Below are 26,620 nucleotides of genomic sequence, written 5' to 3' on the forward strand. Positions count from 1 at the left end.
TCCGGCCTGGAACGGCTGAACCCGAAGAAATATTTATCCGCTCCGCTATTCCAGCCGCCAGCTCAGCACCGGCCAGCCATATCCGGCACCCGCCGCCTGCAGCTGCGGACAGGGATTGACCAGCCGCACGCGATCCGCATGCAGGCACAGCGGCAGATCGTTAATGGAATCGGTATAGAAAGTCACCTCGCCGTCATACTGCGGATGCGCCTCGCGCCACTGCGCCAGACGCGCCACCTTCCCCTGCTGATAGCTAGGGATCCCGGCAATGACCCCGCTGTAGCCGCCGTCGACCATCGCCACGTCAATGCCCAGCGCCTGATCAATCTCCAGCGCGGCGGCCACCGCCTGCACCAGCAGGCTAACCGAGGCGGAGATAATCAGCATCTGCTCCCCCTCGGCCCGCAGACGACGAATAAGTTCCCACGCCTGCGGATAGACCCGCGGCAGGATCGCCTCGCGCACGCAGCGGGCCACCAGCGCGTCAACGTCCGACTTCGGTATTCCGGCCAGCGGCGCCTGGATCAGGGCCACATAATCGGCGATATTCATCTCTCCCCGGTCATAATCCGCCATTAGCCGCGCCTCGCGGGCAAGATACCCCTTCTGCGTCGCCAGCCCTTCGCGAACCATAAACTGGCTCCAGACCGTACTGCTATCGCCCTGTATCAGGGTGTTATCGAGATCAAAAATCGTCAGCGTGTTGCCCATGGTACTTTCCCTTACTGGTCAAAATAAGCTGCCGGGAGCATGCGTAAAAAAGATGACAGGAAAATGAACCGGACGCCAAAGCGCCCGGCTCGCCATCAGCCGGCGCGGACCTTCGCGGTGCGGAACACCAGCACGATCCCACCGATGATCGCCACCATACCGACCATCGCCGCCGCCGGCAGCCGGTTGCCCAGCAGCAGATAATCCAGTAGCGCCGTGATCACTGGCACCAGATAAAAGAGGCTGGTGACATTGACAATATTTCCCGCGCTCAGCAGACGATACAGCAGCAGCTGGGCGACCACCGAAATCAGCAGCCCGAGAAACAGCACCGGAATAATCAACCCGGCGTTAACAGTAAACTGGAAGCCGCTGACCGGGGCAATCAGCAGGCACAGCCCCAGACTGACGGCGTACTGCAGCGGCAGGACATCCGCCGGCGCCTGACGGCTGCGCTTTTGCCACAGCGCGCCAAAGGTCATCAGCAGCAGCGCCGCCAGCGCAAACAGGATCCCCACCATCGCCATCGGCGAGGCCGCCAGGCTGCGCCACACCAGCAGCACCAGCCCCGCCAGGGCAATCAGCAGTCCTGACAGCCGCCGCCCCTGCAGGCGACGCTCCACCACGCAAAGCGTAAGGATGGGCTGGATCCCCATGATGGTGGCGATAAGTCCCGGCGTCACACCGTTAGCCATCGCCTCGAAGTAACAGACCGAATAGCCGCCAATCAGCATCAGGCCGGTGGCCGCTGTCTGCAGGCGGGTGCCCGGCGCGGGCAGCCAGCGCCGACGGACGATGGTCAGCGGCGCCAGCGCGACCAGGGCAATCAGAAAACGAAAGACCAGCAGCGCCATCGGCGAAGCGTTGTCCAGTCCCCAGCGGGTGAAGATGGCCGCGCTGCCCCACAGCAGCACAAAAATGGCCGTTGTCGCCTGCGAGGCGAGCAGAGAATAGCGAACGTGCATAGCATGCTCCAGAACGTCAAACACAAGGTATCAAGCGTCATACCGGCAGGTAAGCGCCTGCTAAAGACGGCGTTAAGCGTCGAAAACAACCCGGTCTGGAGGGGGAGGCGGTGGGCAGAGCGTGGTGAAGCAATGATGAAGCGCAGACGTCATCCACCCCGCGTCGAAAGCGGCGCCGGGCAAAGTCTCACCAGAGATGGCGTAATGCGTCATGGAATGCCTCGTGAAAGGTTTAATCAGAATCCTGGCACAGGCCGTTCGGAAGTGACAACTGCCTTTTATGGGTGATCTCTCGCCTGATTGTTTATTTTTAATCGTAAATAAACGTAAAGGCGGCCTCGGCTTATTCAGCCGTTCTTTTTAATCGGCTATAAAACAAAGCAGTCTGCTTGCTACTTCGAAAATAACGATATGAAGCCAAAACTGACGCATGCTCTCTTTTTAATTCCTTTTTTGTTGTTGGCAGGATGCTCCTCCTCACCGAAACAGGCAAAGAACACAAAATCTCATGCGGATATGACCATTGACGGCGGATCGGACGATCTGATCCCGGTGGTGGCGGCCCTGCATGATCAGATGCACACCTGGCAGGGAACCCCCTATGAATGGGGCGGTACTGAACAAAGCGGCGTCGACTGCTCGGGTTTCGTCTGGCGCACGTTGAAGGATCGCTTTAACCTGCCGATGGAGCGGATCACCACCCGCGAGCTGTTGCACATGGGCGTGCGGGTCAATAAACGCGATTTACGTCCCGGCGATCTGGTTTTCTTCCGCACCCGGGCCGGGATGCACGTTGGCTTTTACGATACCGATCATAATTTCCTTCACGCCTCGAGCAGCCAGGGCGTGATGCGCTCTTCGCTGGACAACCCTTACTGGGAATCGGCGTTCTATCAGGCGCGTCGTCTGCCGAAGGAGTATAACGCGCAGATCACCATGAACAGCGACACCCTGCATCTGGCGAAGAATCGCCGCTAAAAAAAAGCCGCAGCCAGGGCTGCGGCGGGTGGTTCTGCGGTCAATCAGAACTGGTAGGTCATACCCAGCGCGACGATGTCGTCATCGTTGATGCCGAGTTTGTTATCGCTTTTCAGCTGGTTGATTTTGTAATCCACGAAGGCGTTCATGTTTTTGTTGAAGTAGTAGGTCAGGCCCACGTCAATGTAGTTAACCAGATCTTCGCTACCCACCCCTTCGATATCCTTCCCTTTCGACAGCACATAGCCGAGGGACGGACGCAGACCGAAGTCGAACTGATACTGCGCCACCGCTTCAAAGTTCTGCGCTTTGTTGGCAAAACCGCCGCTGATCGGGGTCATTTTGCGGGTCTCAGAATACATGGTCGCCAGGTAGATATTGTTGGCGTCATATTTCAGGCCGGTCGCCCAGGCTTCCGCTTTCGAACCCTGGCCGCGGGCCAGCAGGTTCTGATCGTTGGTACGGTCGGAGCTGGTGTAGGCCGCGCTGACGGCGAAGTCGCTGCCGCCGAAATCATAGCTTAATGAGGTGCCAACGCCGTCGCCGTTCTGTTTCTTCGCTTCACGGCCTTCGTTTTTACCCTGGTACTGCAGGGTCATATCCAGACCATCCACCAGACCGAAGAAATCGGTATTGCGGTAGGTCGCCAGGCCGCTGGCGCGTTTGGTCATAAAGTTATCGGTCTGGGCAGAGGAATCGCCGCCGAACTCCGGGAACATATCGGTCCAGGCTTCCACGTCGTACAGGGCGCCAAGGTTACGACCGTAATCGAAGGAGCCGTAGTTCTTCAGCTTCACCCCGGCGAATGCCAGACGGGTTTTCTGGCTCGAGTCGCTCTCGGTTTTGTTGCCCGAGAATTCAGATTCCCAACGGCCATAGCCGGTCAGGTCGTCGTTAATCTGCGTTTCGCCTTTAATACCGAAACGCACGTAAGTCTGATCGCCATCTTTGCTGTCATAATCGCTGAAGTAGTGCATGGCTTTGATCTTGCCGTACACATCCAGTTTGTTCGCGTTCTTGTTATAAACTTCCGCTGCCTGCGTCGCTGTTGAAGCCACAAAGCCCATCATCATTAATGCCAGAGTACTCTTTTTCATTATTCAGTCCTGGTGATTTATTTATACGCGCTATTCAATTGCGGGCGCTCGCCCATCAAAAACAGGAGGTTTTTTAACGCCGGGAGATTAAATATTTATGACAAGGTGGAACTTTTTATAAAAAAGAGTATTTAAATGTATCTGACATATTTTTGTCACATCCCCTCTCCAGAATGCCCGATCCCGCGCAATAAAATGGCGCGCCCGCCGCCCCGGGTGTTGGCAAGCGGGCCGACTCCTGCTACAACATCAGCTCGATATCGATATTCCTTTTGAACGGCAGAGAATCATGAGTGAAAGCCAGACGCTGGTGGTAAAACTGGGCACCAGTGTTTTAACAGGCGGGTCCCGCCGCCTGAACCGCGCCCATATCGTCGAGCTCGTGCGCCAGTGCGCACAGCTGCACGCCATGGGACACCGTATTGTCATCGTGACCTCCGGGGCCATTGCCGCCGGGCGCGAGCACCTTGGTTACCCGGAACTGCCCGCCACCATCGCCTCCAAGCAGCTGCTGGCGGCGGTGGGACAAAGCCGTCTGATCCAGCTGTGGGAACAGCTGTTTTCTATCTATGGCATTCACGTTGGCCAGATGCTGCTGACCCGCGCCGACATGGAAGACAGAGAACGGTTCCTCAACGCCCGCGACACTCTGCGCGCGCTGCTGGATAACAGCATCGTCCCGGTCATTAACGAAAACGACGCCGTCGCCACCGCGGAAATCAAAGTGGGCGATAACGACAATCTCTCCGCACTGGCCGCGATCCTCGCCGGGGCGGATAAGCTGCTGCTGTTAACCGACCAGCCAGGACTGTTCACCGCCGACCCGCGTAGCAACCCGCAGGCGGAGCTGATTAAAGACGTCTACGGCATCGACGACGCGCTGCGCGCCATCGCCGGCGACAGCGTCTCCGGACTCGGCACCGGCGGCATGGGCACCAAGCTGCAGGCCGCGGACGTCGCCTGCCGCGCGGGGATTGATACCATTATCGCCGCTGGCAACCGCCCGGACGTCATCGGCCATGCGATGGCAGGCCTGCCAGTAGGCACCTGCTTCCACGCTCAGGAGTCTCCGCTAGAGAACCGTAAGCGCTGGATCTTCGGCGCCCCGCCGGCCGGTGAACTGACCGTCGATGCGGGCGCGACCCAAGCGATCCTCGAAAGAGGCAGCTCGCTGTTGCCAAAAGGCATCAAAATCGTCAGCGGCAACTTCTCCCGCGGCGAAGTGATCCGCATCCGCAATAGCGAAGGACGCGATATCGCTCACGGCGTCAGCCGCTACAACAGCGACGCGCTGCGCCTTATCGCCGGCCAGCACTCGCAGCAAATCGATGCCATTCTGGGCTACGAATACGGCCCGGTGGCCGTCCACCGCGATGATATGATCATCCGTTAAGGAGCTGAAAATGCTGGAACAAATGGGCATTGCCGCCAAAGCGGCCTCCTGGCAGCTGGCGTTACTCTCCAGCCGGGAAAAGAACCAGGTACTGGAAAAGATCGCCGATTATCTGGAAGCGCAGACCGACGATATTCTGCGCGCCAACGCGGAAGATTTAGCCGAAGCTCGCGCCAATGGCCTGAGTGAAGCGATGCTTGATCGCCTCGCGCTGACCCCGGCGCGTCTGAGCGGCATCGCCAGCGATGTGCGCCAGGTGTGCAATCTGGCCGATCCGGTCGGCCAGGTGATCGACGGCGGGCTGCTGGATAGCGGTCTGCGTATTGAACGTCGCCGCGTCCCGCTGGGGGTGATTGGCGTGATTTATGAAGCGCGTCCCAACGTGACGGTCGACGTCGCCTCCCTGTGCCTGAAAACCGGCAACGCGGCGATCCTGCGCGGCGGGAAAGAGACATGGCGCACCAACGCCGCCACGGTGAAGGTGATCCAGCAAGCGCTGCAGGAGTGCGGTCTGCCGGCCGCCGCGGTACAGGCCATTGAGAGCCCGGATCGCGCGCTGGTGGGCGAAATGCTGAAGATGGATAAATACATCGATATGCTGATCCCCCGCGGCGGCGCTGGCCTGCACAAGCTGTGCCGCGAGCAGTCAACGATCCCGGTGATCACCGGCGGGATTGGCGTATGCCATATCTTCGTTGATGAAACCGCCGAGATCGCCCCTGCGCTGAAGATCATCGTCAATGCCAAGACCCAGCGGCCGAGCACCTGCAATACCGTGGAAACGCTGCTGGTGCACCGCAACATCGCCGACACCTTCCTGCCGGCGTTGAGCAAGCAGATGGCCGAGAGCGGCGTCACCCTGCATGCCGCCCCTTCCGCCCTCCCCACGCTGCAGAACGGCCCGGCGAAAGTCGAGCCGGTGAAAGCGGAGCAGTATGACGACGAGTATCTGTCGCTGGATCTGAACGTCAAAGTGGTGGCCGATATGGATGAGGCTATCGCCCATATTCGCGAACATGGCACCCAGCATTCCGACGCCATCCTGACCCGCACCTTGCGTAACGCCAACCGCTTTATCAATGAAGTGGACTCTTCCGCCGTCTACGTGAACGCCTCCACGCGCTTCACCGACGGCGGCCAGTTCGGCCTTGGCGCGGAGGTGGCGGTCAGCACCCAGAAGCTGCACGCCCGCGGCCCGATGGGGCTGGAAGCGTTAACCACCTATAAGTGGATTGGTTTCGGCGACGATACCATTCGTGCGTAAATGAGAACGGGCGATGCAAAAATAGGCAGTTGATTCCACTGGCTATTGACGCATCGCCCGCTAAGTTCTAACCTTTTGCCTCGTGATTCACGCTCGTGAACACCTCTTGCAGGGCCGATATAGCTCAGTTGGTAGAGCAGCGCATTCGTAATGCGAAGGTCGTAGGTTCGACTCCTATTATCGGCACCATCCTACCTATTTTAACGTCTCCCTAAGTCTACTCAAACACCCTTTAAATCCTTATAATATGCCGTTTCACGGCCCTTGTTGTCTCTGCTCGTCTACTCACGTTCACGAAAATCTACGGTGAGTTGGGGGCATCGGTGGGGGCATGTTGTATTCGGTCTAGAGGAGATGCCCCCAAATGAAGCTCAATGCCAGACAGGTCGAGACTGCCAAGCCTAAAGATAAACCCTATAAGTTAGCAGATGGTGGGGGCATGTATCTGGAGGTGTTCCCTAACGGCACCAAAAGCTGGCGCATGAAATACCGTATCGCAGGTAAAGAAAAACGTGTGGTGTTTGGTGTTTACCCGACCATTACCTTAGCTGATGCCAGAAGCAAAAGAGATGATGCTAAAAAGCTGCTGGTTAATGGCGTTGATCCGAGTGCGTTTAAGAAAGAAAGCAAACTAGCCCAAATCGAAGAAGTAAAAAACACCTTTCAGCAAATTGCGCTCGAATGGCACAACATGAAAGTGAAGAAATGGTCTGCGGGATATGCCTCTGACATTCTTGAAGCCTTCAACAAAGATGTCTTCCCGTTCATCGGTCAACGTCCTGTTGCAGACATCAAGCCGTTGGAATTGCTTAACGTGCTTAAAAAGATGGAAGAGCGAGGTGCGACTGAGAAAGCTAAGAAAGTACGTCAGCGGTGTGGTGAAGTGTTTCGCTACGCCATAGTTACAGGCAGAGCCGAGTATAACCCCGCACCAGATCTCACCAGTGCTATGCAGGGGCATGAGTCTAAACATTATCCATTCCTGACCATTGAGGAGCTTCCAGCCTTTTTTAAAGCCCTTGCTGGCTACTCTGGTAGTGAGTTGGTAGTGTTAGCCGCCCGACTAATGATCATCACTGGTGTTCGAACGGGTGAATTACGTGGTGCGTTATGGTCTGAAATTTATACTGATAAAGGGTTATGGGAAATTTCTGCCGAACGCATGAAAATGCGGCGTCCTCATATTGTTCCGTTATCCGTGCAGGCATTGGAAATTATTGAAAAAATCAGGGCAATGACTGGTAATTTTCATCTAATGTTCCCCGGTCGTAATGATCCAAGTAAAACAATGAGCGAAGCCAGTATCAATCAGGTGTTTAAGCAAATTGGCTATACCGGCCGCGTTACGGGGCATGGATTCCGTCATACCATGAGCACCGTTCTTCATGAACAAGGCTACAACACCGCATGGATTGAAACCCAGCTTGCGCATCTTGATAAGAATGCTATCCGTGGTACCTATAACCATGCGCAATATCTTGATGGCAGACGTGAGATGCTGCAATGGTATGCTGACTATATGGATAGCCTTGAGAATGGTGGCAATGTGATGCATGGGACGTTTAATCGACGTGCATAGAGGAAGCTGATGCTGAACTAAGGGCTACGTCTCGGTAGAGCGTAGCTCTTTTTTATGACTGCATTTTTTATAATTATTGCTTCTGGTCGCTCAGATGAGTTCAACTATCCATTTCTGAATGGAATAACAAAGGCACCAAATGGCAATCATGAGAAACTGGTCAACGGAACACACCAAAGAAGTTAAAAAATGGTTGGATATCAATACCTATCGAGGATTTGAAGATCTGACTCTCATACAGCTTTACCATGAGCTGCTTGCAAGGACACTGTTCTTTAAGCCTTATCATGAGGAATTCGAAGCGAAAGCCGTGAACCTCTATATTGACCGAATTTTCAGCGGAAAACCGTTTCTTATTACAGAGCAACATCTCGGATACCTCACGAGAGAGGACACCCTTTACCAACCCCCACATTTCTTTTTGACCACGACAGAACGGCTGGCTCAGCTCAGCATCGTTGGATTACGGAATTCATTATTTTTCTGGGATGGAAGTGATGAGTATTCGGTTAACCGTGAATTTCTCGATAGCCCTGTATCCGAAGCTCTCCCTAAGCTGTTCAGAGATACTGTCATGGTCGAAATAGACCTTGCGAATGGAACTGATGAGGAAATAGCTGAATCTTTGAAAGCCGCGCTACCTCAATGGCGTAAAGTACGGGGCATTGAAGCCGATACATCTGATTCGATCAGGTTTGGCTATGGAACCATCAAGAAAATCATCAATTACAGACTCATACCCATGATTGACATCCTTGTATGGTCTACTCTGCACAAGGTTCGCATATCAGAAGATCGACTTTCACGCCTCCTTTACACCGACGATGATGATGAAGAACAGACCCGCCTCAATCACCAAATTCGGGACACAGACAGACCACTGGCGATAAAAGCAGCCAGTATACCTTTCATCCGTCAGTTCCATCTGTTCATCAACAAAAACAGTCATCTCAAAAACATCAGAGTTTCAGACGTGATGAAAATCGCGGATTCTGATAAAGACTGATATCCATACCCTTGGCGATCTGAAGATCGCTCTTTTTGCTGGTGATTCAATCGTATATTCATTTCCGTCAACATAGATGAGGGAAATACCATGAATCAGCCATGCACACGTCTTATCCGCCTGTCAGAAGTGATGAATAAAACCGGATTTGGTAAGGCTTGGATTTATCGTCTTATCAGCCAAAATCGGTTTCCACAGCCTGTAAAGATCGGTATTCGTGCTATTGCTTTTATCGAAAGCGAAATCGATGAATGGATTCAATTAACTATAGAGAATTCAAGAAAGCATGTTGCTTAAGAGGAATGTTGCTACATCGATCTTTTAACTTTTAATAATATTAAGAAAATAAATTTATAGGCCTTATAAGTTCACTGACTGAGTTTCAAAAAAAACGAGGTTTTGTAAAGTTTCAATCTAAAAAATTACTATATTTAACGGAATTCTTTACTTTTTTTCTGGCAGAGCTTTTGCTATAAGGTTTAGAGATGGTTTTCTTAATATCGGGTATGGATACTAAATACTAGCCGTACCTGTTTATTTGACGTCAAATAAATTTTTTCAAGCCATTAATATATATACTAAATAAACTAAAGTCATTGTAAAAAATTTGAATTATTTTGAATTGGAATATATTTAATAAGTGAGAGTGATATTATTTTGTAAAGAATGAGGTCAAAATGGGATATAAAGTAAAGAAATTCATCATGAGTAATGGCGAGCGAGGATGCCTGATCCTTGATAAAAATAGTAATCTACCAGCTTACTATCAAAATTTATTTCTTACTACAGACATAAGAAATAGAGGCGCAACCGCCTCAACTATGGAAATAGTTGCAACTAACTTACTAATTTTTAGTAATTTCTTAGATAGTAGGAAAATTAATATAGTTGAGAGAATTGAGCTTAAAAAGTATCTCAGCGTTGCAGAAATAGATGATCTGGTAAGATATGCGAAACAAAGATTCGATAGACAAAAAATTATAAATATAAAATCAGCAAGTAATAGGTTTATTGCGAAGAGAACCTTTAGTTATAGAATACACGTTTTTTCACGCTACCTTAAGTGGTTATGTGGATTAGTTCATTCGTCAAAGGGGATTCATGCAAAGTATGAAGTAGACGTATTTATTGAAAGTATCAGAGCACATATTCCAAGAAACAGTTCATTGAATATGAATGAAGTATCTGAAAAATCGTTAAATGAAGAAGAGATCAAAGTGCTTTTCCGTCTATTAGAAATTGGCGGGATTAAAAACCCTTTCCATAAGGAAGTACAGGTCAGGAACAGACTAATATTTACCTTGCTCTTAAATTTAGGTTTAAGGGCTGGAGAGTTGCTCAATCTTAAAATAGATGATTTTGATCTCAGAGACAACACGTTAAGTGTAGTCAGAAGACATGATTCAAAAGAAGATGGAAGATCTTATCAACCATTAGTAAAGACTGGAGAAAGGGTTATTCCGTTATCTGATGAGTTAGCCTGTGAAATTTTTGATTACATAAGCAATAGCAGAGAAAAAATGACAAAAAGAAAAAAGCATAATTTCTTATTGGTGGCTCATTGCACCGGAAAAAACGCAGGAGAACCCTTAAGCATTTCAGCTTATGAGAAGGTGATATCAACACTGAAACGAGCAAGTCCAGAGCTATATAATCTTTCAGGCCATAGGTTAAGGCACTCTTGGAATTATATGTATTCTAAAGGAATAGAAGGTGCTGAATTAGAATATAGTAGAAGGAAAGATTTAAGGAATTATCTAATGGGTTGGTCAAAGGAGTCAATAATGTGTGATAGATACAACTATAGATACATATCGCAACAAGAGAAGGATGTCGTCCTAAAGGTCTATAAATCAGTAAGTAAAATAATTAGTGGAGTTTAGTATGGAAAACAAACATATTGAAAGTGAGCAAATCTTTTTTGCTAAGATGAATAGGTATAGTTTCAAACTGTCAGATAAGAAATGGCAACTGGATAAAGAAAACTGTGTATACCCTCATAAAGTTGTAGATAGAATGCCTACAAAAATGAAACTTAGCTACTTAAAAACATTGGCTTACTATGCGTCTGAATATAGTTCTTTTTATATTCAAAGCATTAACAATCTATTTTATAAGTGGTTTGGTGCGATGACTATCGATACAATTGATGACAAAGCCATATATCAATTGAATGTTTATTTAGGTTCAGCGAGAAACTACAAGCTAAACATAGTTAAGGCTTTCATCACTAAATGGAAAAAACTCAATTACCCTGGAGTAGAAGCGACTGCCCTTAGAATGTTGGAGAAAATAAAGATCATTCCAAACCAAACAGGAGAGGCAGTTAAAAGACGAGATCCAAATAAAGGACCTTTAACTGAAACGGAATTCAATAACATTATTAACGCCGTTGGAAAATTTTATCATGAGAAGAAAATTCAATGCTTTTTGTATTGTTATATCCTTTTGCTGGCAATAACAGGAAGAAGGCCATTGCAATTAATATCTCTAAAAGCTAAAGATCTCATTAAAAATGAGAGAGGGTGCTTTTTGAATGTACCTAAAGTAAAACAAAGAAAATGTTTCAGAAAAGAATTTAACATGATTATGATAGAACCGTTCTTATATGACAGCTTATCAATGCTAATTAATCAAAATCAGGCATTTGTTGAAGATAAATTCAGTGTTGGGATTAGTAACTATAGAGGCGAATTACCAATATTCATGAATTTAGATAAGGTTACGGAAACAAAAAGGATTGATGATTTTTTATCTGATTTAACAACAGATTATTTCCATATGAAAAATTCAGTTATGTCAAAACTATTAAAACACTTTCCGTCAAAATTCGATGTTAGGTCAGAAAGGACTAACAGCTATATAGAGCTTAATGCCAGAAGATTCAGATATACGTTAGGAAGTCGACTGGCTAACGAAGGAGCCTCAATTGAGGTGATTGCTAAAGCGTTAGATCATAAATCAGTAAACTCTTCTATGATATATATAAAAAATAATTCTGAAAACGTTTATGACATCGATAAGAGACTAAGTGCGTTTTTTAACCCCTTATCTAATATACTTATGGGCATAGAGATTGAAGAAAACAAGAACTTTTTTATCAAGTATGTTTCAAATGCATTTTTCTTATTAGAAGATACGAAAGAGGATTTGAAATGTTTAACGTGTAAAAAATTCAATCCCTGGAGAGCATTATGAACAATATATTTATTTTTGAACCAAGCAATAAAAACAACCCTCACGATAATGTTATTAAGTTCATCCAGTTTTGTAAGAGTACTATTTCTAATAATAATTTAACAACTTCTTGGGGAAGCAATAAATGGAAAGGTTTATATAGGTTTACTAAGTTTAACTCAAAAAACAACCTAAACAGCAAAGAATGCTTGGATGATAGCTTTATTAATTTTGCTAAAGCATATATGTTGCATGTGCATTCATTCAATAAATCTAAGACGAAACACTCAACATTATCAATGTTGAAGATTGTCGAATTCGTTTTACTTAAAACCAATATGGAAGCTAATGTAAACTATTGCAACAATTCAGTTTTTGATGAATGCATAAGAATAGCCTCTGAAAAGTATTCTAAAGCACATGCATTTGCTATTGGGAAAGAACTTGAAAAATTGAGTTCATTTTTAAATGATAATAGGATGACTAACTCATCTTATTTATTTTGGGTAAGTCCAATTAGGTATAAGATTACTCAGTCTTGGACTGGTTATGATTCTTCACTGGAAGGCCATTCTAGAATGCCTGATATCAAATCAGTTATTGCGATTGCTGAGATTTTTTCAAAGCAGGATGAACAATTATCTTCAAGAGATATATTTACTACATCTGTGCTTGCTTTACTTATGTGCGCACCGAGTAGGATATCAGAAATTTTAGCTTTGCCAGCGGATTGTGAAATTACAGAATTTGATAGAAAGGGCATTCAAAGATACGGATTGAGATTTTTTTCAGCAAAAGGGTATGAAGGTAATATAAAATGGATTCCAAGTTTAATGATACCTGTAGCTAAAAGAGCTATTAGCAGATTAAAAGAATTATCAAGTCAAGCGAGGTTATTGGCTGCTGAAATTCAAAAAAATTACTCTAATTCAACGATGGGAACTCTTAAAGAGAATATACCTCAAGATTTCCCTTGGTATGATAGAGAGAAGAAAATTGAATATTCTAATGCGCTTTGCTTGTTAACTGAAGGACAATTAAATCAAAAGAAAAAGAGAATGTTAGATAAGTTATTCAGACCTACAATGAGTTATTTTAAAACTGACATTATTGATTCTGATTATATAAAAGGACATTTTAATCTCTTTAAAAGACATGGTTATATAAATGAAGATGGTAGCCCATATTTGCTAAGAACACATCAACTAAGGCATCTTCTCAACACATTTGCTCAAATAAATGGTATGGATGAATTTAGTATTGCTCGCTGGTCTGGACGTAAGCTCATTTCTCAAAATGTTTCTTATGACCACAGATCGCATCTTCAAATGTCTAAAGCAATTAGAGAACAAAAGTTATTAGTGTGTGTTAACGAGCATAGAATAAAGGAGGCTCCAGTAGTTGATCTTAATGAGTTTGAATCACTTAGTAGTGGCGCAGTACATGTATCAAAACATGGCTACTGCAAGCACTCATATGCGTTTAAGCCGTGTGAACAATATCCGATTGAGAATTCTGGTTTAGATAACGAAACGATTTCAAACATTCACGATAAAATTTTAAAAAGAACACTGTATGATAAAAATGATGGGAACATAAATGCTGATAGATGGTATGAATTCCATAAGAGAATAAAAAAAGGAGAATAAATGGCTAAGCATATAAATGGTTATCATGAGAAGAAGATTGTAGATGTTATTAACACATGGTCTATAGATGAAAAACTAACCTGGGATGCTTTGTGCGACAGGTTAGTAAGGATTATTGGGAAAAGACCATCAAGACAATCCTTAAGTAGTCATGTAAGGATTGCAGAAAGCTTCAGTGTGAAAAAAGCCACTATCAAATCTGGTGCAATACACACTGTAAAACCTGCTAATTTAAAAGTGGCTTCTCAACGAATTAGAAGACTTGAAGCAGAAAATGAAGCTTTGAAGGCATTAAATGAACGCTATTTAGAACAGTTCAAAGTATGGCTTTATAATGCTCATCTTAAACAAATAACGATTGAAGAACTTAATAATCCGTTACCTGCAAATTACCTTTAATAGAATTGATAGGTTTTAGCTATTGACATGGTAAAATATTATGTTATTTATTTTCTTGTCAGGACGACAAAATTTCACTATTGCAAGGATGCATATTATGGATAGAACAAATATTAACTTAATGGAAAGGTATCTACTTCTGCTTGATCGATTCGTTGATAAACTCGCTGAATCTGGTTTCTCAGAGCAACGAATTATAGAACAATCATATCTTTTTTGTGCAGGATTTTATATCAAATACCAAAGTGGTATCGAAAAAATGACCTTCTCCAACAGGGAGGTTGTTTTAACCTTTCTGCTACTTTCATATTATAGTCATATAAATAAACTGGATGATGATTTGATCAACAAAGAGCGTATGAAGCATGTATGTTCTTCATTGATTAACTTTATAGTCAGTAATGGTAGCCGAACAGAGAAAGTCTATGCTAATGAGAAAAGGAAATATGAGGCTTCGACCCTAAAAAGATCGTTATCCATCAAAGAGAAGAAAAGAAAATATGGGTTGTGATTATTTTAAAAGCCCGTAGTACGAATCTACGGGCTAACTCTTTGTTGCTTATTATTTTTATTTTTTTACTAAATCGATAAGATTTCTGATTTCATGATCAAATCTAGCGCTTCTTCTTTTAATCCATTTGATACAAACGAAGCTTCCGATCCTTGATAGGAAATATGTGAGCCACATATACTTGTGCTCATCCCACACATATCCATCTTTGAATCCCACAAGCAATGAGCAAAATGCAATGAAAGAAGCCAAACAAAGCAAAGTGAAGAGAATATAAAACCACTTCGGAACTGGCATTACTCTGAAGAAAGATGCTGTCGAAGCATTATGAAATAGCATTGTCAGAAAAGCTGGAATAATGACGGTTTTCCTGTTTAAGTTTACTTTATACTCACCCGTGTTTGAATTAATAATGAGCGCATCGGCATATACGACACAGGAGTTATCGTTGCTATACTTTCGAAGCTCGTATAGACGAATCCTGTGTGAGTTCCTGACCGCGATACCATAGGCTGAAATCTGCTTTTCATCGCCATCATTTGTTTTTACCAAGATCTGAGCATTTGTTGGGTTGGAACTGATGACAGTCGCAGAGAAAATTTCCGCAAACTCGAAAGTTTCACCAAACAGATCAAACTTTGGGGCTGTAATCTCTGCTTTCCGACGATCAGAAAGACCAACGTTGACTTCTTCATTGCGGCGTTTCGTGGTGGAGATGCTCATACAAGTTCCTTTGTGTTAGATGTTAAATTCATATTCGATGTATGAAGAAATCAGGGACTACAGATGAGATGGTATCTGCCATTTCAAAACCTGCATGTTAGTTGAATACGTAAATAGGCTAGTTAAATCAGTCTGTTATATTCTTTGGTGTGAAATCACATTTTGACTGGGTTTACAGGAAAGGCAAATCACTTGTACCGATCGATTAAAGATTAATGATAGATTCAGACTATCAGCATAAGAATATCGATCGGTATAAACGATCAATTTATTGACCTGTATCTATCAAAAAGGCTTGCCAGCCTTACATCGAAAGCGAAGCTCTTCTGGATTGAGGTGCTGATTCAATGAGATTTTTTTGGGGGAGAGGCGTAATCTCTACCATTCTCACGCTAGTGATGGTTTTGTGTTTTTGAGGGCGTTTAAGGGTTGGGATTTTGAGGTTTTTGAAGATGGTAATAATGGTATTGAGATAGGGGATGGTCTCTAACCATCTGAACGTTGAAGCCCTATAGCTTCGCTTGGGCGCTACTTTTAACGTTTCGGTTGCTATCGCTTCTTTGTTAGTTGCAACAGCTTCTGGGAGAAGCGCTTCGACAGAAGCGATAGAGTATTCGTCCTGACCAGCAGCTCGTTTATCGAGGATAAGTGCTTCTATGGGGCGGTTAACGTATTCTGTCGTGGTTTCAGGAGCATCTATAGTTATGACCATATCATGAGTTGCACTAACAGATGTTTCTCTGACAGATGATTTCAGTTTAAACAGGAAAGCATTATCACGTTCCTGTTGGTAGTCGATTCTGCTTTGCAAGGCAGACCAAGAATACCCTTTTCCCAATTGAGATGCTTTGAAAGCAATCCCGTTGTATTCGAATGAGAAGCCGTTCATGCGTCCAGTAGAGGCAATGTTAGGGATTGGCCTGATATTTTGTGCCACAAGCTGTTGCACGAAGTCGGTAATCGATTGCCTAGTATCAAGCAGTTCGTTAAGGGCGTTTTGGATGATTCCTTTTGGGCATAGCTCACCAGTTCTCTTTTCTATCATCATCTCATTACGGGATTTTTTGAGCTTCGGTTTAGGTGAGGGCGCTGCTGGAGATGCTTTCGGTCCTTTGGTTCTTGTTAGCTGATAGTCTTGTTCAAGATCCTGGATGATACGGGTGCTGATAAGGTTCTCATTTTTACCTAAGTAGAGCTTCCCCGAACTGAGTTCGATGCGACTGGCGATGATATGGATGTGCTGGCCGGCCGCATCATCATGGAGGACATAGCATCTGAGGTGCGTTTCAGAGAAGCCCATTCGGGACATGTAATCATCAGCAATCTCTGACCACTGAGCATCTGTCAGCGCTTCGTTTTTCGGCAAGCGAAGCGAATTGTGCCAGACGGGTTTAGCAACATCCGGGCGAAGCGCTTTAGTCGCATTGAATTCTGCAATCAACTCTCCGGCATTGCTTCCATCCATATTGCCACCAATTACTGATGGGGGAGTTTTATGATGCGAAGCTGGCCTCAATGCATAAAACACTACGCCAGCGAAGTTCTTACCTCGCTTTATCTTCTGCATCCCCTTCATGGGAAGCTCTCCACAGGTCAGCGGTAATTAAATGCAAGCGAAGCTCTGAGACCTGGCGCTTTACGGCGAAGAGTTCAGTTTGCGTCAGAGGGCTTTCATAGCTCTTGCTATCAAGATGAGCCACAAGCTTGTTTAGCTTCTGCGAAATCTCACCAAGGGTTTTCCAGGCTTCAAAATTGATGGCTGGAACGACAGCAGGAAGTTTATTAATTAAAGATAAGCGAAGCCACTCGCCTTTACGATGACGGCCTCGTTTCTCATTGAGAAGCGTTAGCTCTTCATCATTTAATCTGACACTGACGCAATGAGAACGAAGCTGGTTGTGTGAGAGCTTCGCTTCGTTAACGCTTCCATTACGGGAATGCTTACTTACAACGATCTTATTAAAAGTATTACTTTCGACCATATGAACTCCTTTTCATATAATTAAATAAAAGCATATTCCTTATGCTTAATTTATTTATATGATAGATGCTAATAATGTCAATGTAGTGTCTTGATTTTGCTTTTGATTTTTTTTCAACCGAAGGGCGGAAAAAACAAGGGGAACTCGAAGAAGCAGCGTAGCGCTTCGATGAGTTAGCCCTTGCTTTAATTTATTTACTGTAAATATTGACATCTTACATTAAACTGTTATCAATATTAAAACGATCATTATTAGGGGAAGGTTATGAGATTATTTATTAGAGCATTTATATTTATAATTTTAGTTAGTATGCTTAATGTCTATGTTCTTTTTTTTCACCCAGAGATTAAGGAAAGCCTTGTGGCTATAGATTTATTATCCTTTGCTATGGCCATAGCCATACTTTATGGCGATATAATGTCTAGCGATGAAAGTGAATAAATATGTTATATAAAAATGGGAAGGCTAAAATTATCAAAGACAATATAATTAAAGAAGTTATTAATTTATCTTTGATAGGGTTTGTTTTTATTTGGTTGATTGAGTTCTGATCATCTTTGCTTGGTTTTTTAACACTTGAGTTGCTATCTTTTTGCAGATTGCTTTCAAATTTCATTATGGAAATTTCTTCATGCTCAATTTTGTTTCCTTGTGTTTTTTCATACTTGTAATTAAATTCAAAATTTTCCACTTTACCATCTTTATCGAATGAGGATGATGCTTTGTTGTCCTCGGCATTTTGTTTTTCTTGCAAAGTAATCTTTTTTTCTGAATTCTCTTTAGCCCATTCAATGATGAATTCGAATAGCGTAATTATTGTTTTTGCAACGGAGCAATTAAGTATTGCTATTTTTGCTAAGAAAAGGGGTAAGTTACTAACCACTTCTTTTAAATTATTTAGTTTTTCATATTCTTGATTGTCGAACAGGAAAAGATATAATGCATAACTCACAGAAAAAAACAGAATTATATCATTTAGTGATTTAACGGATTTACCTCTGTAAAGAAACCAAGTGGCTATAAGCAAGCTGCTAGAAAAAATTGGGAAAAGGCTTAAAAGATCGGGTATGTTTCCAATTTTTTCAAAAAATAATATTAAACGAGGGTCTTTTAAAATTATTTGACCGAAAATCCATGCACCAACAATTATAAAAAGAACGAAAAGGGAGTCTAATTTTTTTAAGTTTTCAAATTTATTTTCTTTTAGTTCATTAGTTTTGGTGCTTTTACTTTGGCTCATATAGCTTCCTGCATTTAGGTAACTTCATAGATAAGGTAACTTCAGAGGTTAGACATAAGACATAAATTTTATGATGATTTTTATACAGATTTATCTTATAAATTTAGGGTGGAAAGTAAAGACTTATTTTTGTTTTGTTGCTTTAGTTCTTGTAAAACAGTGGGTTATGGGTTTTTATACCATAGAGTTTATGTGTGGAGCGCTACAATGACTAACAATGAGTTAAAAGAAATTTTAGTTAATATCTTTAGACAACGCAGTGCAGGCCCCTTCCTTTTTGTAGGTTCTGGATTTTCAAGGAGGTACATTGGGCTGCCTGACTGGGCCGCATTGCTATCAGTTTTTTGCACTGTAAAAAAGCCTTTTGAATATTATCTTTCAAGTGGTGATGGTACTTACCCTACAGCAGCTCGGCTTATAGCCGAAGATTTCAATAATGAATGGTGGACAGACGATCTATATTCTTCAAGCCGTGATAAGTTTAGTAAGAAGGTTACCGATAAAACCTCTGCTATGCGATTTGAGATATGTGATATTTTGACTAAAGCAATTCAAAAGCCTTTTAATGAAAGCCAATATTTACAGGAAATAAATTTACTATCTAACCTTAATGTTGATGGGTTAATAACAACAAACTGGGATTGTTTTTTAGAGCAACTTTTCCCTGACTATAAAGTCTATACAGGTCAGAATGAATTGCTTTTTTCTAACCCTCAATCTATTGCCGAAATATATAAAATACATGGTAGCGCACATAAACCCAAATCATTGGTTTTAACTGACTATGATTATGCGGATTTTAATTTAAAAAACCCTTATCTTGCAGCAAAACTGATAACGATTTTTGTCGAGCACCCTGTAGTATTCCTTGGATATTCTCTTTCTGATAAAAATATTAGCGATTTACTTAGTGCAATTTCTGTATGTATTGGCAGCGAGAACCTACATCAACTTCGAAATAATTTGATATTTGTTCAGCGCGAAGAAGGTATCGACGAACCAACTGTCTCTGATACTTATACTGCGATTGATGGTGTACAGATTCCTATTACGTTAATCCGAACTGATGATTTTTTACCAATTTATGAAGCTATAGACGAAAATAAAAGGAAAATACCTGCAAGAATACTAAGGTATTGTAAGGAGGAGCTTTATAATTTAGTTCAATCTAATGAACCTGAGAAAAAGATCTATGTAGTAGATATTGATGAGGTCGAAAAACATGAAGATGTTGAATTTGTTGTTGGTGTGGGAGTGGCAGCCGCTAAGAAAAAGGAAGACGAAGTAGGGATGATCGGGTACACGCAAATAAAAAATTTGGATTTATTCGAAGATTTGTTGAGGGATAATAAACGTTATAACGCCAGTAGTATCATTGAAAACGTTATCCCTAATGCAGGCAAACACTCGCCAAATATCCCCATCTTTAAATATTTAAAAGAAATAGGCATTACAAATTTAGATGAATACAAAAGGTCATCATTAAAACTTGATAAATGGGTTTTAAGATTTGACAAAAATTATCAATGCTCTAATTATTTTAGATCATTTGTTAGAAAGTTCAAAGGTAAGGATGCTCAATATATAATTGAACATTGTACCCCTGAATCTGCTGCAATCTATCTTCCATTCCTCTGGGATAAACTTGATCACGATGTTACCTATGAGTTTCTTTTAGGTAATATTGAAAAAATAAACCCTGATAATTCAAGTTATGCAACATATTTTAAAAAATTGGCTTGCTTGTATGATAGATTAAAGTATGGCTGGTTATAGTTAATTTCTATTCTTGGTTTGAGAGCATTCCATACGCTTAGGGAGTGTATGGAATTAGTTAGTAAAGCTCACATTTATTACTATTCTTTTTTAGGCTTTAAACATTTTATTGCATGTATAAAAGATATATCCTCTAAATTCCTTTCCTTTTTCAAATAAAAACAAGTAGTACCATGCGATGCTTTGCCAGTAATAATTTCGGAAAATCCACCTTTGCTTTTATTTTCCCATTCGCTATGATTTTGAAATAAGCTTAACAAAAAAAGATAATCATCGCCCTCTATTTTACTTCCCATAACACTTTTATTAAGTATCCGCTGGGCTTCGATTTTAATCTCTTCTTTTGTTGAGTAGAACTTATCAGCAACAATATAAACCATATGAAAACAACCTAATCAAGTTATGATGAGAGACCGCGATGCGGTCTCTCAATGTTAAGCATATTGTGTTAGCTTCCAGGTAACCGATTTGCCTGCATAGGGTGGAAACCGATTGTTCTTGGCAATCGGGGCAGTTGTTGAAGGAGTTCCTACAACAGTCCAGATTCCACTTTCAGGGCATGTACCGCCTGTGGTGCCAGTCGTTCCAAGTGGTGCTTTTGCCATTATTAACTTCTCCAGAGGTTTAAATGTGTCGATGCAAGACACCAACATACATTACCAGTTTTAAGATAAATCTTAACTGCGTTAAGAGGTATTTTCATTTTTTGATAGCTGGAGCGATTTAGCATTTTTTCTAGTTCGATAGAGCGTAACTTAAAGTTTTTACATTACTTTTTCATAAACCGATGGTTCCTTACACTGTTAAAAATATCGAGTGCGTATGTTAAGGTTAACTTAATGAAGTTTATAGTAGAAATCTGCAATCAAACGATCTTATTCCGTTATACAGAAACTAATTATTAAAGCCGTATTCATAAATGTCATTTTGGAGTTCAAAGCTTTATAATTTGGTATTTAATTTAATAGATACGAATACATCTTTTTTTCTATGCTCGTGTTCACTCCGCTTACCTCACTACCATAAAAGGTACTCTACTGCTAACATCCTGTAACATTTAATTCAAATAGTGTATCCTCATTTCTATAGGAAAAATCCGCTTTAAAGCGGTTGCTGATTGTGATTATTAGTTTTGTGGGGCAATGGCAATGTGCGAAAGGGTGTTAAAAAAAGATGTTTATTCTGAATGGGTTATACGCAATAGCCTGTACTGGATGACTTCGCTTACTCAGTGGAAACTCTGTGAAGATATATCCTCCTGGACAATCTCTTTTGAAAACGATAGTCCCGAATGCCTCTATGAGTTCGAGAGGCTGCTGAATGATTATACTTTGCGAGAAAAACTACAGCATAAAACTGGGGCGTTGAGAGATTCTATTGTCCATAAAGTGCTTCGCAGTGTCGATGAAAGGCTATCGTAATGGAATTGATGCCATTCAATTTTGACAGATTGCCTAATGGACAGGTGTTTATAAGCAACCTCGCTGGTTTTCATCACTTCATTGATGAGCAAGAGCTGCTTGATCTTTCTAATGAGCAAATCAATGCGGAGCAATCAAACGCACTAGAAAGCAAGCTGTTCATAACCAACGAAAGCTCATCAGGTATTGCTCCCTATGCTTTAAGTTCTGCTTTTGCAAAACGATTGATGAATGAACTGGCGATCAGACCAATTTTCATGATTGTGCCCACATTACGTTGCGACCATACCTGCAAGTATTGTCAGGTCAGTAGAGCTTCAGTGAACGCCTCTGGTTATGATTTAGATCCCGCTCTCATCCCTGATATCATTTCTACTATCAAAAAACTATCAACTCCACCTTACAAGGTAGAGATACAGGGTGGAGAGCCACTCTTGCGGTTCGATTTAATTCAGTCTATCTATGAGCAATGTGCTGAAACGCTGGGAAGCACCGATTTTGAGATGGTGGTAGCTTCAAGCCTGTCTGTCTTGAATGAGGATATGCTTGAATGGTCGAGAGATAGGAACATAACGTTCTCTGTTTCGCTTGATGGTGAGGAAGTTGTTCACAACAGTAATCGAATTCTTGGTCATGGGCTTGCGTACAGTAGAACAGTGTCAGGGGTAGAGGCTATCAAACGGTCTTTAGGCGCTGGTCGCGTTGCAACGGTTACTACAGTTACTAAAGATCTCATTAGGCATCCTGAATCGATTGTCCAGGCTCACTTGTCTCTTGGCCTCAAGGACATGTTTATCCGACCTGTTAGTCCCTATGGGTTTGCACAAAAAGCATCGTTCACATTTTCTATGGAGGAATACTTCAGTTTCTATGCCTCGTTGATAGATGAAATCCTTAAGATGAATAATGAAGGGATAAGGGTTGTGGAACATTCGGCCTCCATTCATCTGAAAAGGATCTTCAATCCCGGCTTTAGTGGTTATGCGGATTTAAAGTCGCCAAGCGGGGTCGTGCTTAACAGTATTCTTTTCAATTATGACGGTCGAGTATATGGTAGCGATGAGAGCCGTATGTTGCAGAAGGTGAACCCTGAAACGGAGTTCAGTGCGGGTGAGGTTAAAACGCTATCATTTTCTAAGAGTCCTTACTATAACGCAGTGTTGAGTTCATCGTTCAATTTTGCTCTGCCAGGTTGTGATACATGTGCATATCAACCATTTTGCGGTGCAGATCCATGCCAGAACATAAGTGTACAGGGTGAGCCTGTTGGTGATAGGAGTCGTTCAACGTTTTGTCAGTATCACAAGGGGATGTTCAGGTATCTGATGAACTGCATCTCAGAAGGTGGTCGGAAGGCTGAGATGCTAAAAGGATGGGCATATGTCTGAGGTTATTAGGAACGATATCTTTCATTTTGCTTCAAAAAAGAATGTGCCCACGGGGTTCTATCGGTTATGCAAACAAAAACCAATGAACCCTTTATTCTTTTTGCCCAATTTACTGGTAGTTGCTGAAGGCAATAATGATGCCATTCAACCATGCTTTGATTTCTCTGTTATTAGCACTGAATTATATGAGTCAATTGAAGATGGAGATATTGGGATAATCAACAATGGCAATATGATACGCGTAATTCTGTCCCGCAGAGCCAATCATAATACTGTCTTAGTAACAGAACGCTGCAATAACTTGTGTCTGTTTTGTTCGCAGCCACCAAAGAAATCAAATGATGACTGGCTACTTACCCAATCAGCTCTTGCTATAGCTTCATTTGGTTTGGATGGAGTTGTTGGGGTCAGCGGTGGAGAACCTTTGCTGTATGGAGATGATTTCCTTCACTTCATTGATTTTATCATCGAGAATTCACCAGATACTGCTTTGCATGTTTTAACAAACGGACGCAAATTTGCTGATATCAACTTTACTCAGGAAATGGCAAAGCGAAGCAAAAAGATCAAAATCACCTTTGGTATCCCGCTCTACTCATCAAGACCACTTGTGCATGATCATCTGGTAGGGAGTGATGGCGCATTTAATGAAACGGTTAAGGGGTTAATCAATGCAGGAAACTCAGGGATTAATATCGAACTTAGAGTTATTCCGACACTGGCTAACTATACAGAATTGGATGATATTGTAGAGTTCGTTGGCCGAGTGTTCTCCAACATTAATCAGATTTCCCTTATGGGGCTGGAATCTATCGGTTGGGCACGAAAGAACTGGTCAACAATCTTCATTGAGCACAGCAGTTATAGTGAGAAAATAACCTCCGCCATAGACGCTGCACACAGGTCAGGCATACCTCTAACAATTTTTAATTATCCTTTGTGTCATCTTCCTGAAAGAGCTTGGGAGCTTGCTGCTCAGTCGATCTCTGATTGGAAAAATTACTATCCGAAAGAATGTGATGAATGCACTCAGAAGTCTTCCTGTGCTGGTTATTTCAGTTCCTCAACAGGCCGTTTTCATCAACCACCGAGACCAATTTTATGAAAAAATTTAATTTTGCTGCTCTACTTCCGGGATTTTTGGCACTTAATAATTCTGTATGGGCAAGTGATTCATCTACCGGAGCAAGTGATTTGCCTGGTATGACTCTTAATGAACATGATTTAGTGATAGCCCCACTTAACACCGAAGTTCCATTCTACATTGCAGGGCATCGCAGTCATAGCTCCCATCGGAGCCATAGTTCTCACCGATCATCATCAGGCGGCGGGTACTATGGTGGCAGCACTCCTTATTATCCAAAAACATACAGCTCACCAAGCTCATCTGGTTCTTCAAGTTCAGGAACAAGTTCCTCATCGTCCTCTTCTGTGCGTTCGCTTCGTTCTAACGACAATATTAACTCTACTACTACGAATTCAGTTGGAACTACAGAAGCTAACCGTGCAAGTAATGGGCTGACTTCTGGTACAGAGAAGCGTAAGCGCTTAATCATGCGGGTTCAATTCGCTTTGCTGGACAACGGTTATTACAATGGGAATATTGACGGCATAATGGGGCCCTCCACAAGGCAGTCTATAAAAAATTACCGAATTGCGAAGGGACTACCAACGCCTGCAACAGAAACACTGGATACTCAATTATTGAACTCGTTAAATATTCTGGCCCGTTAAAGATTTCAGGATGGAATGAAATGAAGATTAAACTCTCAATATATAAAGCAAAAAGATTCAATGATGATATTGAAAAAGTTTTGAATTTGGAGAGAGTGAGAAATCCGATTGAGTTCAACATAGATGAGGCTAGGGTGTATTTGTATGCAAAACAATTCTTAGATCCCAAGCCTCCTGAGTGGACAACTTTATTTACAAGCCAAAAGCCAGAATTGGATCATAATTTCTTCGGGAAAAATAGTAGCACTGGTGCAGTCTTGGTTGTTGAAATGAATAACTCAAGATATCTAATTCCTTTCGGGACAGGGCATCACTTAATTAATGATAATAGTATTGTCAAAGGTTTTGGTCTTAAAACTACACTTAATTGTATTGAACATAACAAAATTCGTAGTTTGGATAAAGGCAGCCATAATGAAACAAATCTATTAACTCGTAGTCAAAGTAGTAAAGAGGTTGATATTTTTAACCTTAAAATTGATTCCGAGATGGATATACTTACAACTCTGACAGGGACTTCCACTGAAGATGTTTTAGGTAATAAAATAACGGGTAAAGATGCATTTGTAATTATGCCTGATATTGACCTGAAATCCATCCCGGAGTTGTTAAATAAAATAGACTCCATTTATTCTCAGCCTCTCCCTGAAGAGTTTGAATGGGTTAATAATATAAAAGAGGCAGATGAAGCAGAAGTTGAGATACTTGATTCAATTCTGGTCGATTTAATAAAAGCAAAAGATTTTAATGACATATGGCTGGGTGAACCTGAAATTGTAGATTGGGAGAATCAGATAGGCTATTGTTTTGAGAAGCGGCAAAGAAGCATGATTTATGAAAGTTTGTCGGTTAGTCATATTTGTGAGTATTTTGAAAGCAAAAAGATTGAAATTACTTTAAATGATCTCAAAGGAAGCAATTTGCATGTTTTAGATTCAGATTATCAGTCTTTAAAAAATGGTCTCTTTATAGATGTCTGTATGCTGAGATAAAGGAAGGTGATCAAAACTATATCCTGAGAGATTCAATTTGGTACGTGGCTGATAGAAAGTTTGTTTCCACCATTGATAATGAAATTAAACGAATTAAGCTGTATGAGGAAGCCGACAAATTCCCGATTTATTCTTATAAAAGAGAAGAGCAATACAATAAAGAAACTTGTCTTGCTGATCAAAGCTTTACTCATATGGATCAAAAGTTCATATATCATGGTGGTGGGCGAAGTAAAATTGAATTTTGCGATATTATTAGAGGTGCAACTGATTTTATTCATGTGAAATATTATAGCGGTGCGCAAAGCATGAGCCATCTATTTTCACAAGGATTTATAAGCTCTGAACTTTTCATAAGCGATTCTGAATTTCGATGGAAGCTTAATGAAAAATTGCCAGCGCATATAAAATTAGCTGACCATACATTAAGGCCAGAGGCTCAGAAATACAAAATAGTTTTCGCGATTGCCACAAGTAAAAACCTCCCGGATGACTTGCCTTTGTTTTCTAAGATAAATTTGAAGAATTTTAATAAAACTATTTCTAATTTCGGATACGAAGTTAGGATCTGCAAGATAGATGTAGACCCCACAATTTATAAAAAGAAAATTTGTAAACCCCAAAAAAAATAAGAT

Annotated in this window: 24 protein-coding genes, 1 tRNA gene and 1 pseudogene; 18 read left to right on the forward strand and 8 right to left on the reverse strand. The window is 42.5% G+C overall.

Features of this window, described 5'->3' with window-relative positions:
• Positions 1 to 45: 45 nt before the first annotated feature.
• On the reverse strand, positions 46 to 711 hold the full coding sequence (locus AS136_RS21000; RefSeq protein ID WP_023322122.1) for an HAD family hydrolase: 666 nt from the start codon (positions 709 to 711) through the stop codon (positions 46 to 48).
• Between the two features lie 95 nt (positions 712 to 806).
• Positions 807 to 1,676 (reverse strand): DMT family transporter, encoded by an 870-nt coding sequence (locus AS136_RS21005; RefSeq protein ID WP_012968867.1) that lies wholly within the window; start codon positions 1,674 to 1,676, stop codon positions 807 to 809.
• Positions 1,677 to 2,087: 411 nt separating this feature from the next.
• On the opposite strand from AS136_RS21005, the gene AS136_RS21010 reads away from it, so the two are divergent.
• Positions 2,088 to 2,654, forward strand: coding sequence for an NlpC/P60 family protein (locus AS136_RS21010; protein WP_004222859.1), 567 nt, complete (start codon positions 2,088 to 2,090; stop codon positions 2,652 to 2,654).
• Between the two features lie 44 nt (positions 2,655 to 2,698).
• Here AS136_RS21010 and phoE read toward each other — a convergent pair whose 3' ends face one another.
• The gene (gene phoE / locus AS136_RS21015) at positions 2,699 to 3,751 is read right to left on the reverse strand and encodes a phosphoporin PhoE (RefSeq protein ID WP_008805307.1); all 1,053 of its coding nucleotides are present in this window, start codon (positions 3,749 to 3,751) and stop codon (positions 2,699 to 2,701) included.
• A gap of 289 nt (positions 3,752 to 4,040) precedes the next feature.
• Here phoE and proB point away from each other — a divergent pair, with 289 nt between their 5' ends.
• The 11 genes from proB (at position 4,041) to AS136_RS21055 (ending at position 14,729) form a co-directional block, all read left to right on the forward strand.
• Positions 4,041 to 5,144 (forward strand): glutamate 5-kinase, encoded by a 1,104-nt coding sequence (gene proB / locus AS136_RS21020; RefSeq protein WP_004204699.1) that lies wholly within the window; start codon positions 4,041 to 4,043, stop codon positions 5,142 to 5,144.
• A 10-nt stretch (positions 5,145 to 5,154) separates the two neighbouring features.
• Entirely contained in the window at positions 5,155 to 6,408 is a 1,254-nt protein-coding gene (gene proA, locus AS136_RS21025; RefSeq protein WP_016160355.1) for a glutamate-5-semialdehyde dehydrogenase, read from the forward strand.
• A 113-nt stretch (positions 6,409 to 6,521) separates the two neighbouring features.
• Positions 6,522 to 6,597: transfer RNA gene (locus tag AS136_RS21030), tRNA-Thr, on the forward strand.
• 175 nt (positions 6,598 to 6,772) lie between these two features.
• Positions 6,773 to 7,987: a tyrosine-type recombinase/integrase gene (locus tag AS136_RS21035; protein ID WP_063266954.1), complete on the forward strand. Its 1,215-nt coding sequence runs from the start codon at positions 6,773 to 6,775 to the stop codon at positions 7,985 to 7,987.
• A 148-nt stretch (positions 7,988 to 8,135) separates the two neighbouring features.
• Complete coding sequence (locus AS136_RS21040; RefSeq protein WP_001412615.1) at positions 8,136 to 8,993, forward strand: DUF6387 family protein; 858 nt, start codon at positions 8,136 to 8,138, stop codon at positions 8,991 to 8,993.
• A 90-nt stretch (positions 8,994 to 9,083) separates the two neighbouring features.
• Positions 9,084 to 9,290 (forward strand): helix-turn-helix transcriptional regulator, encoded by a 207-nt coding sequence (locus AS136_RS27225; RefSeq protein WP_001075424.1) that lies wholly within the window; start codon positions 9,084 to 9,086, stop codon positions 9,288 to 9,290.
• Between the two features lie 380 nt (positions 9,291 to 9,670).
• Positions 9,671 to 10,876, forward strand: a complete 1,206-nt coding sequence (locus AS136_RS21045; RefSeq protein ID WP_032739159.1) for a site-specific integrase — start codon at positions 9,671 to 9,673, stop codon at positions 10,874 to 10,876.
• Between the two features lies 1 nt (position 10,877).
• Entirely contained in the window at positions 10,878 to 12,191 is a 1,314-nt protein-coding gene (locus tag AS136_RS21050) for a tyrosine-type recombinase/integrase (RefSeq protein WP_044067885.1), read from the forward strand.
• Positions 12,188 to 13,819 (forward strand): DNA-binding protein, encoded by a 1,632-nt coding sequence (locus tag AS136_RS27230; protein ID WP_047367572.1) that lies wholly within the window; start codon positions 12,188 to 12,190, stop codon positions 13,817 to 13,819. Before AS136_RS21050 ends, AS136_RS27230 begins: the two co-directional genes overlap by 4 nt.
• Positions 13,820 to 14,218: a hypothetical protein gene (locus AS136_RS27235; RefSeq protein WP_074158367.1), complete on the forward strand. Its 399-nt coding sequence runs from the start codon at positions 13,820 to 13,822 to the stop codon at positions 14,216 to 14,218.
• 97 nt (positions 14,219 to 14,315) lie between these two features.
• Positions 14,316 to 14,729, forward strand: coding sequence for a hypothetical protein (locus AS136_RS21055; protein ID WP_032739153.1), 414 nt, complete (start codon positions 14,316 to 14,318; stop codon positions 14,727 to 14,729).
• 57 nt (positions 14,730 to 14,786) lie between these two features.
• Here the strand turns inward: AS136_RS21055 and AS136_RS21060 are convergent, their stop codons facing one another.
• The 4 genes from AS136_RS21060 to AS136_RS21075 form a co-directional block, all read right to left on the reverse strand.
• Positions 14,787 to 15,452: a hypothetical protein gene (locus AS136_RS21060; protein ID WP_032739152.1), complete on the reverse strand. Its 666-nt coding sequence runs from the start codon at positions 15,450 to 15,452 to the stop codon at positions 14,787 to 14,789.
• A 304-nt stretch (positions 15,453 to 15,756) separates the two neighbouring features.
• The gene (locus tag AS136_RS21065) at positions 15,757 to 17,028 is read right to left on the reverse strand and encodes a relaxase/mobilization nuclease domain-containing protein (RefSeq protein ID WP_032739150.1); all 1,272 of its coding nucleotides are present in this window, start codon (positions 17,026 to 17,028) and stop codon (positions 15,757 to 15,759) included.
• Entirely contained in the window at positions 16,997 to 17,434 is a 438-nt protein-coding gene (locus AS136_RS21070) for a hypothetical protein (RefSeq protein ID WP_032739149.1), read from the reverse strand. Before AS136_RS21070 ends, AS136_RS21065 begins: the two co-directional genes overlap by 32 nt.
• A 421-nt stretch (positions 17,435 to 17,855) precedes the next feature.
• A complete protein-coding gene (locus AS136_RS21075) occupies positions 17,856 to 18,674 on the reverse strand; it encodes a hypothetical protein (RefSeq protein WP_063266955.1) in 819 nt (272 codons plus the stop codon).
• A 207-nt stretch (positions 18,675 to 18,881) separates the two neighbouring features.
• Between AS136_RS21075 and AS136_RS21080 the strand changes: the two genes are divergently transcribed.
• Positions 18,882 to 20,450, forward strand: coding sequence for an SIR2 family protein (locus AS136_RS21080; RefSeq protein WP_032739147.1), 1,569 nt, complete (start codon positions 18,882 to 18,884; stop codon positions 20,448 to 20,450).
• Between the two features lie 80 nt (positions 20,451 to 20,530).
• Here the strand turns inward: AS136_RS21080 and AS136_RS27240 are convergent, their stop codons facing one another.
• Entirely contained in the window at positions 20,531 to 20,830 is a 300-nt protein-coding gene (locus AS136_RS27240) for a DUF3223 domain-containing protein (protein WP_063916567.1), read from the reverse strand.
• 768 nt (positions 20,831 to 21,598) lie between these two features.
• Here AS136_RS27240 and hxsD point away from each other — a divergent pair.
• The 5 genes and pseudogenes from hxsD (at position 21,599) to AS136_RS21100 (ending at position 26,617) form a co-directional block, all read left to right on the forward strand.
• Positions 21,599 to 21,871 carry a His-Xaa-Ser system protein HxsD gene (gene hxsD / locus AS136_RS27250; RefSeq protein ID WP_000333421.1) on the forward strand — a complete coding sequence of 91 codons (273 nt, stop codon included), beginning with the start codon at positions 21,599 to 21,601 and terminating at the stop codon, positions 21,869 to 21,871.
• Positions 21,871 to 23,259, forward strand: a complete 1,389-nt coding sequence (gene hxsB / locus AS136_RS21085; RefSeq protein WP_032739145.1) for a His-Xaa-Ser system radical SAM maturase HxsB — start codon at positions 21,871 to 21,873, stop codon at positions 23,257 to 23,259. Before hxsD ends, hxsB begins: the two co-directional genes overlap by 1 nt.
• Positions 23,252 to 24,364, forward strand: coding sequence for a His-Xaa-Ser system radical SAM maturase HxsC (gene hxsC, locus AS136_RS21090; RefSeq protein WP_012134292.1), 1,113 nt, complete (start codon positions 23,252 to 23,254; stop codon positions 24,362 to 24,364). Before hxsB ends, hxsC begins: the two co-directional genes overlap by 8 nt.
• A complete protein-coding gene (gene hxsA / locus AS136_RS27255; RefSeq protein ID WP_001415597.1) occupies positions 24,361 to 24,993 on the forward strand; it encodes a His-Xaa-Ser repeat protein HxsA in 633 nt (210 codons plus the stop codon). The genes hxsC and hxsA overlap by 4 nt, the downstream gene beginning before the upstream one ends.
• A 20-nt stretch (positions 24,994 to 25,013) precedes the next feature.
• Positions 25,014 to 26,617, forward strand: a pseudogene (locus tag AS136_RS21100) (TIGR04141 family sporadically distributed protein).
• The last annotated feature ends 3 nt before the right edge of the window (positions 26,618 to 26,620 follow it).

The organism is Klebsiella sp. D5A, assembly GCF_001620885.1.
Classification (GTDB): Bacteria; Pseudomonadota; Gammaproteobacteria; order Enterobacterales; family Enterobacteriaceae; genus Klebsiella; species Klebsiella variicola.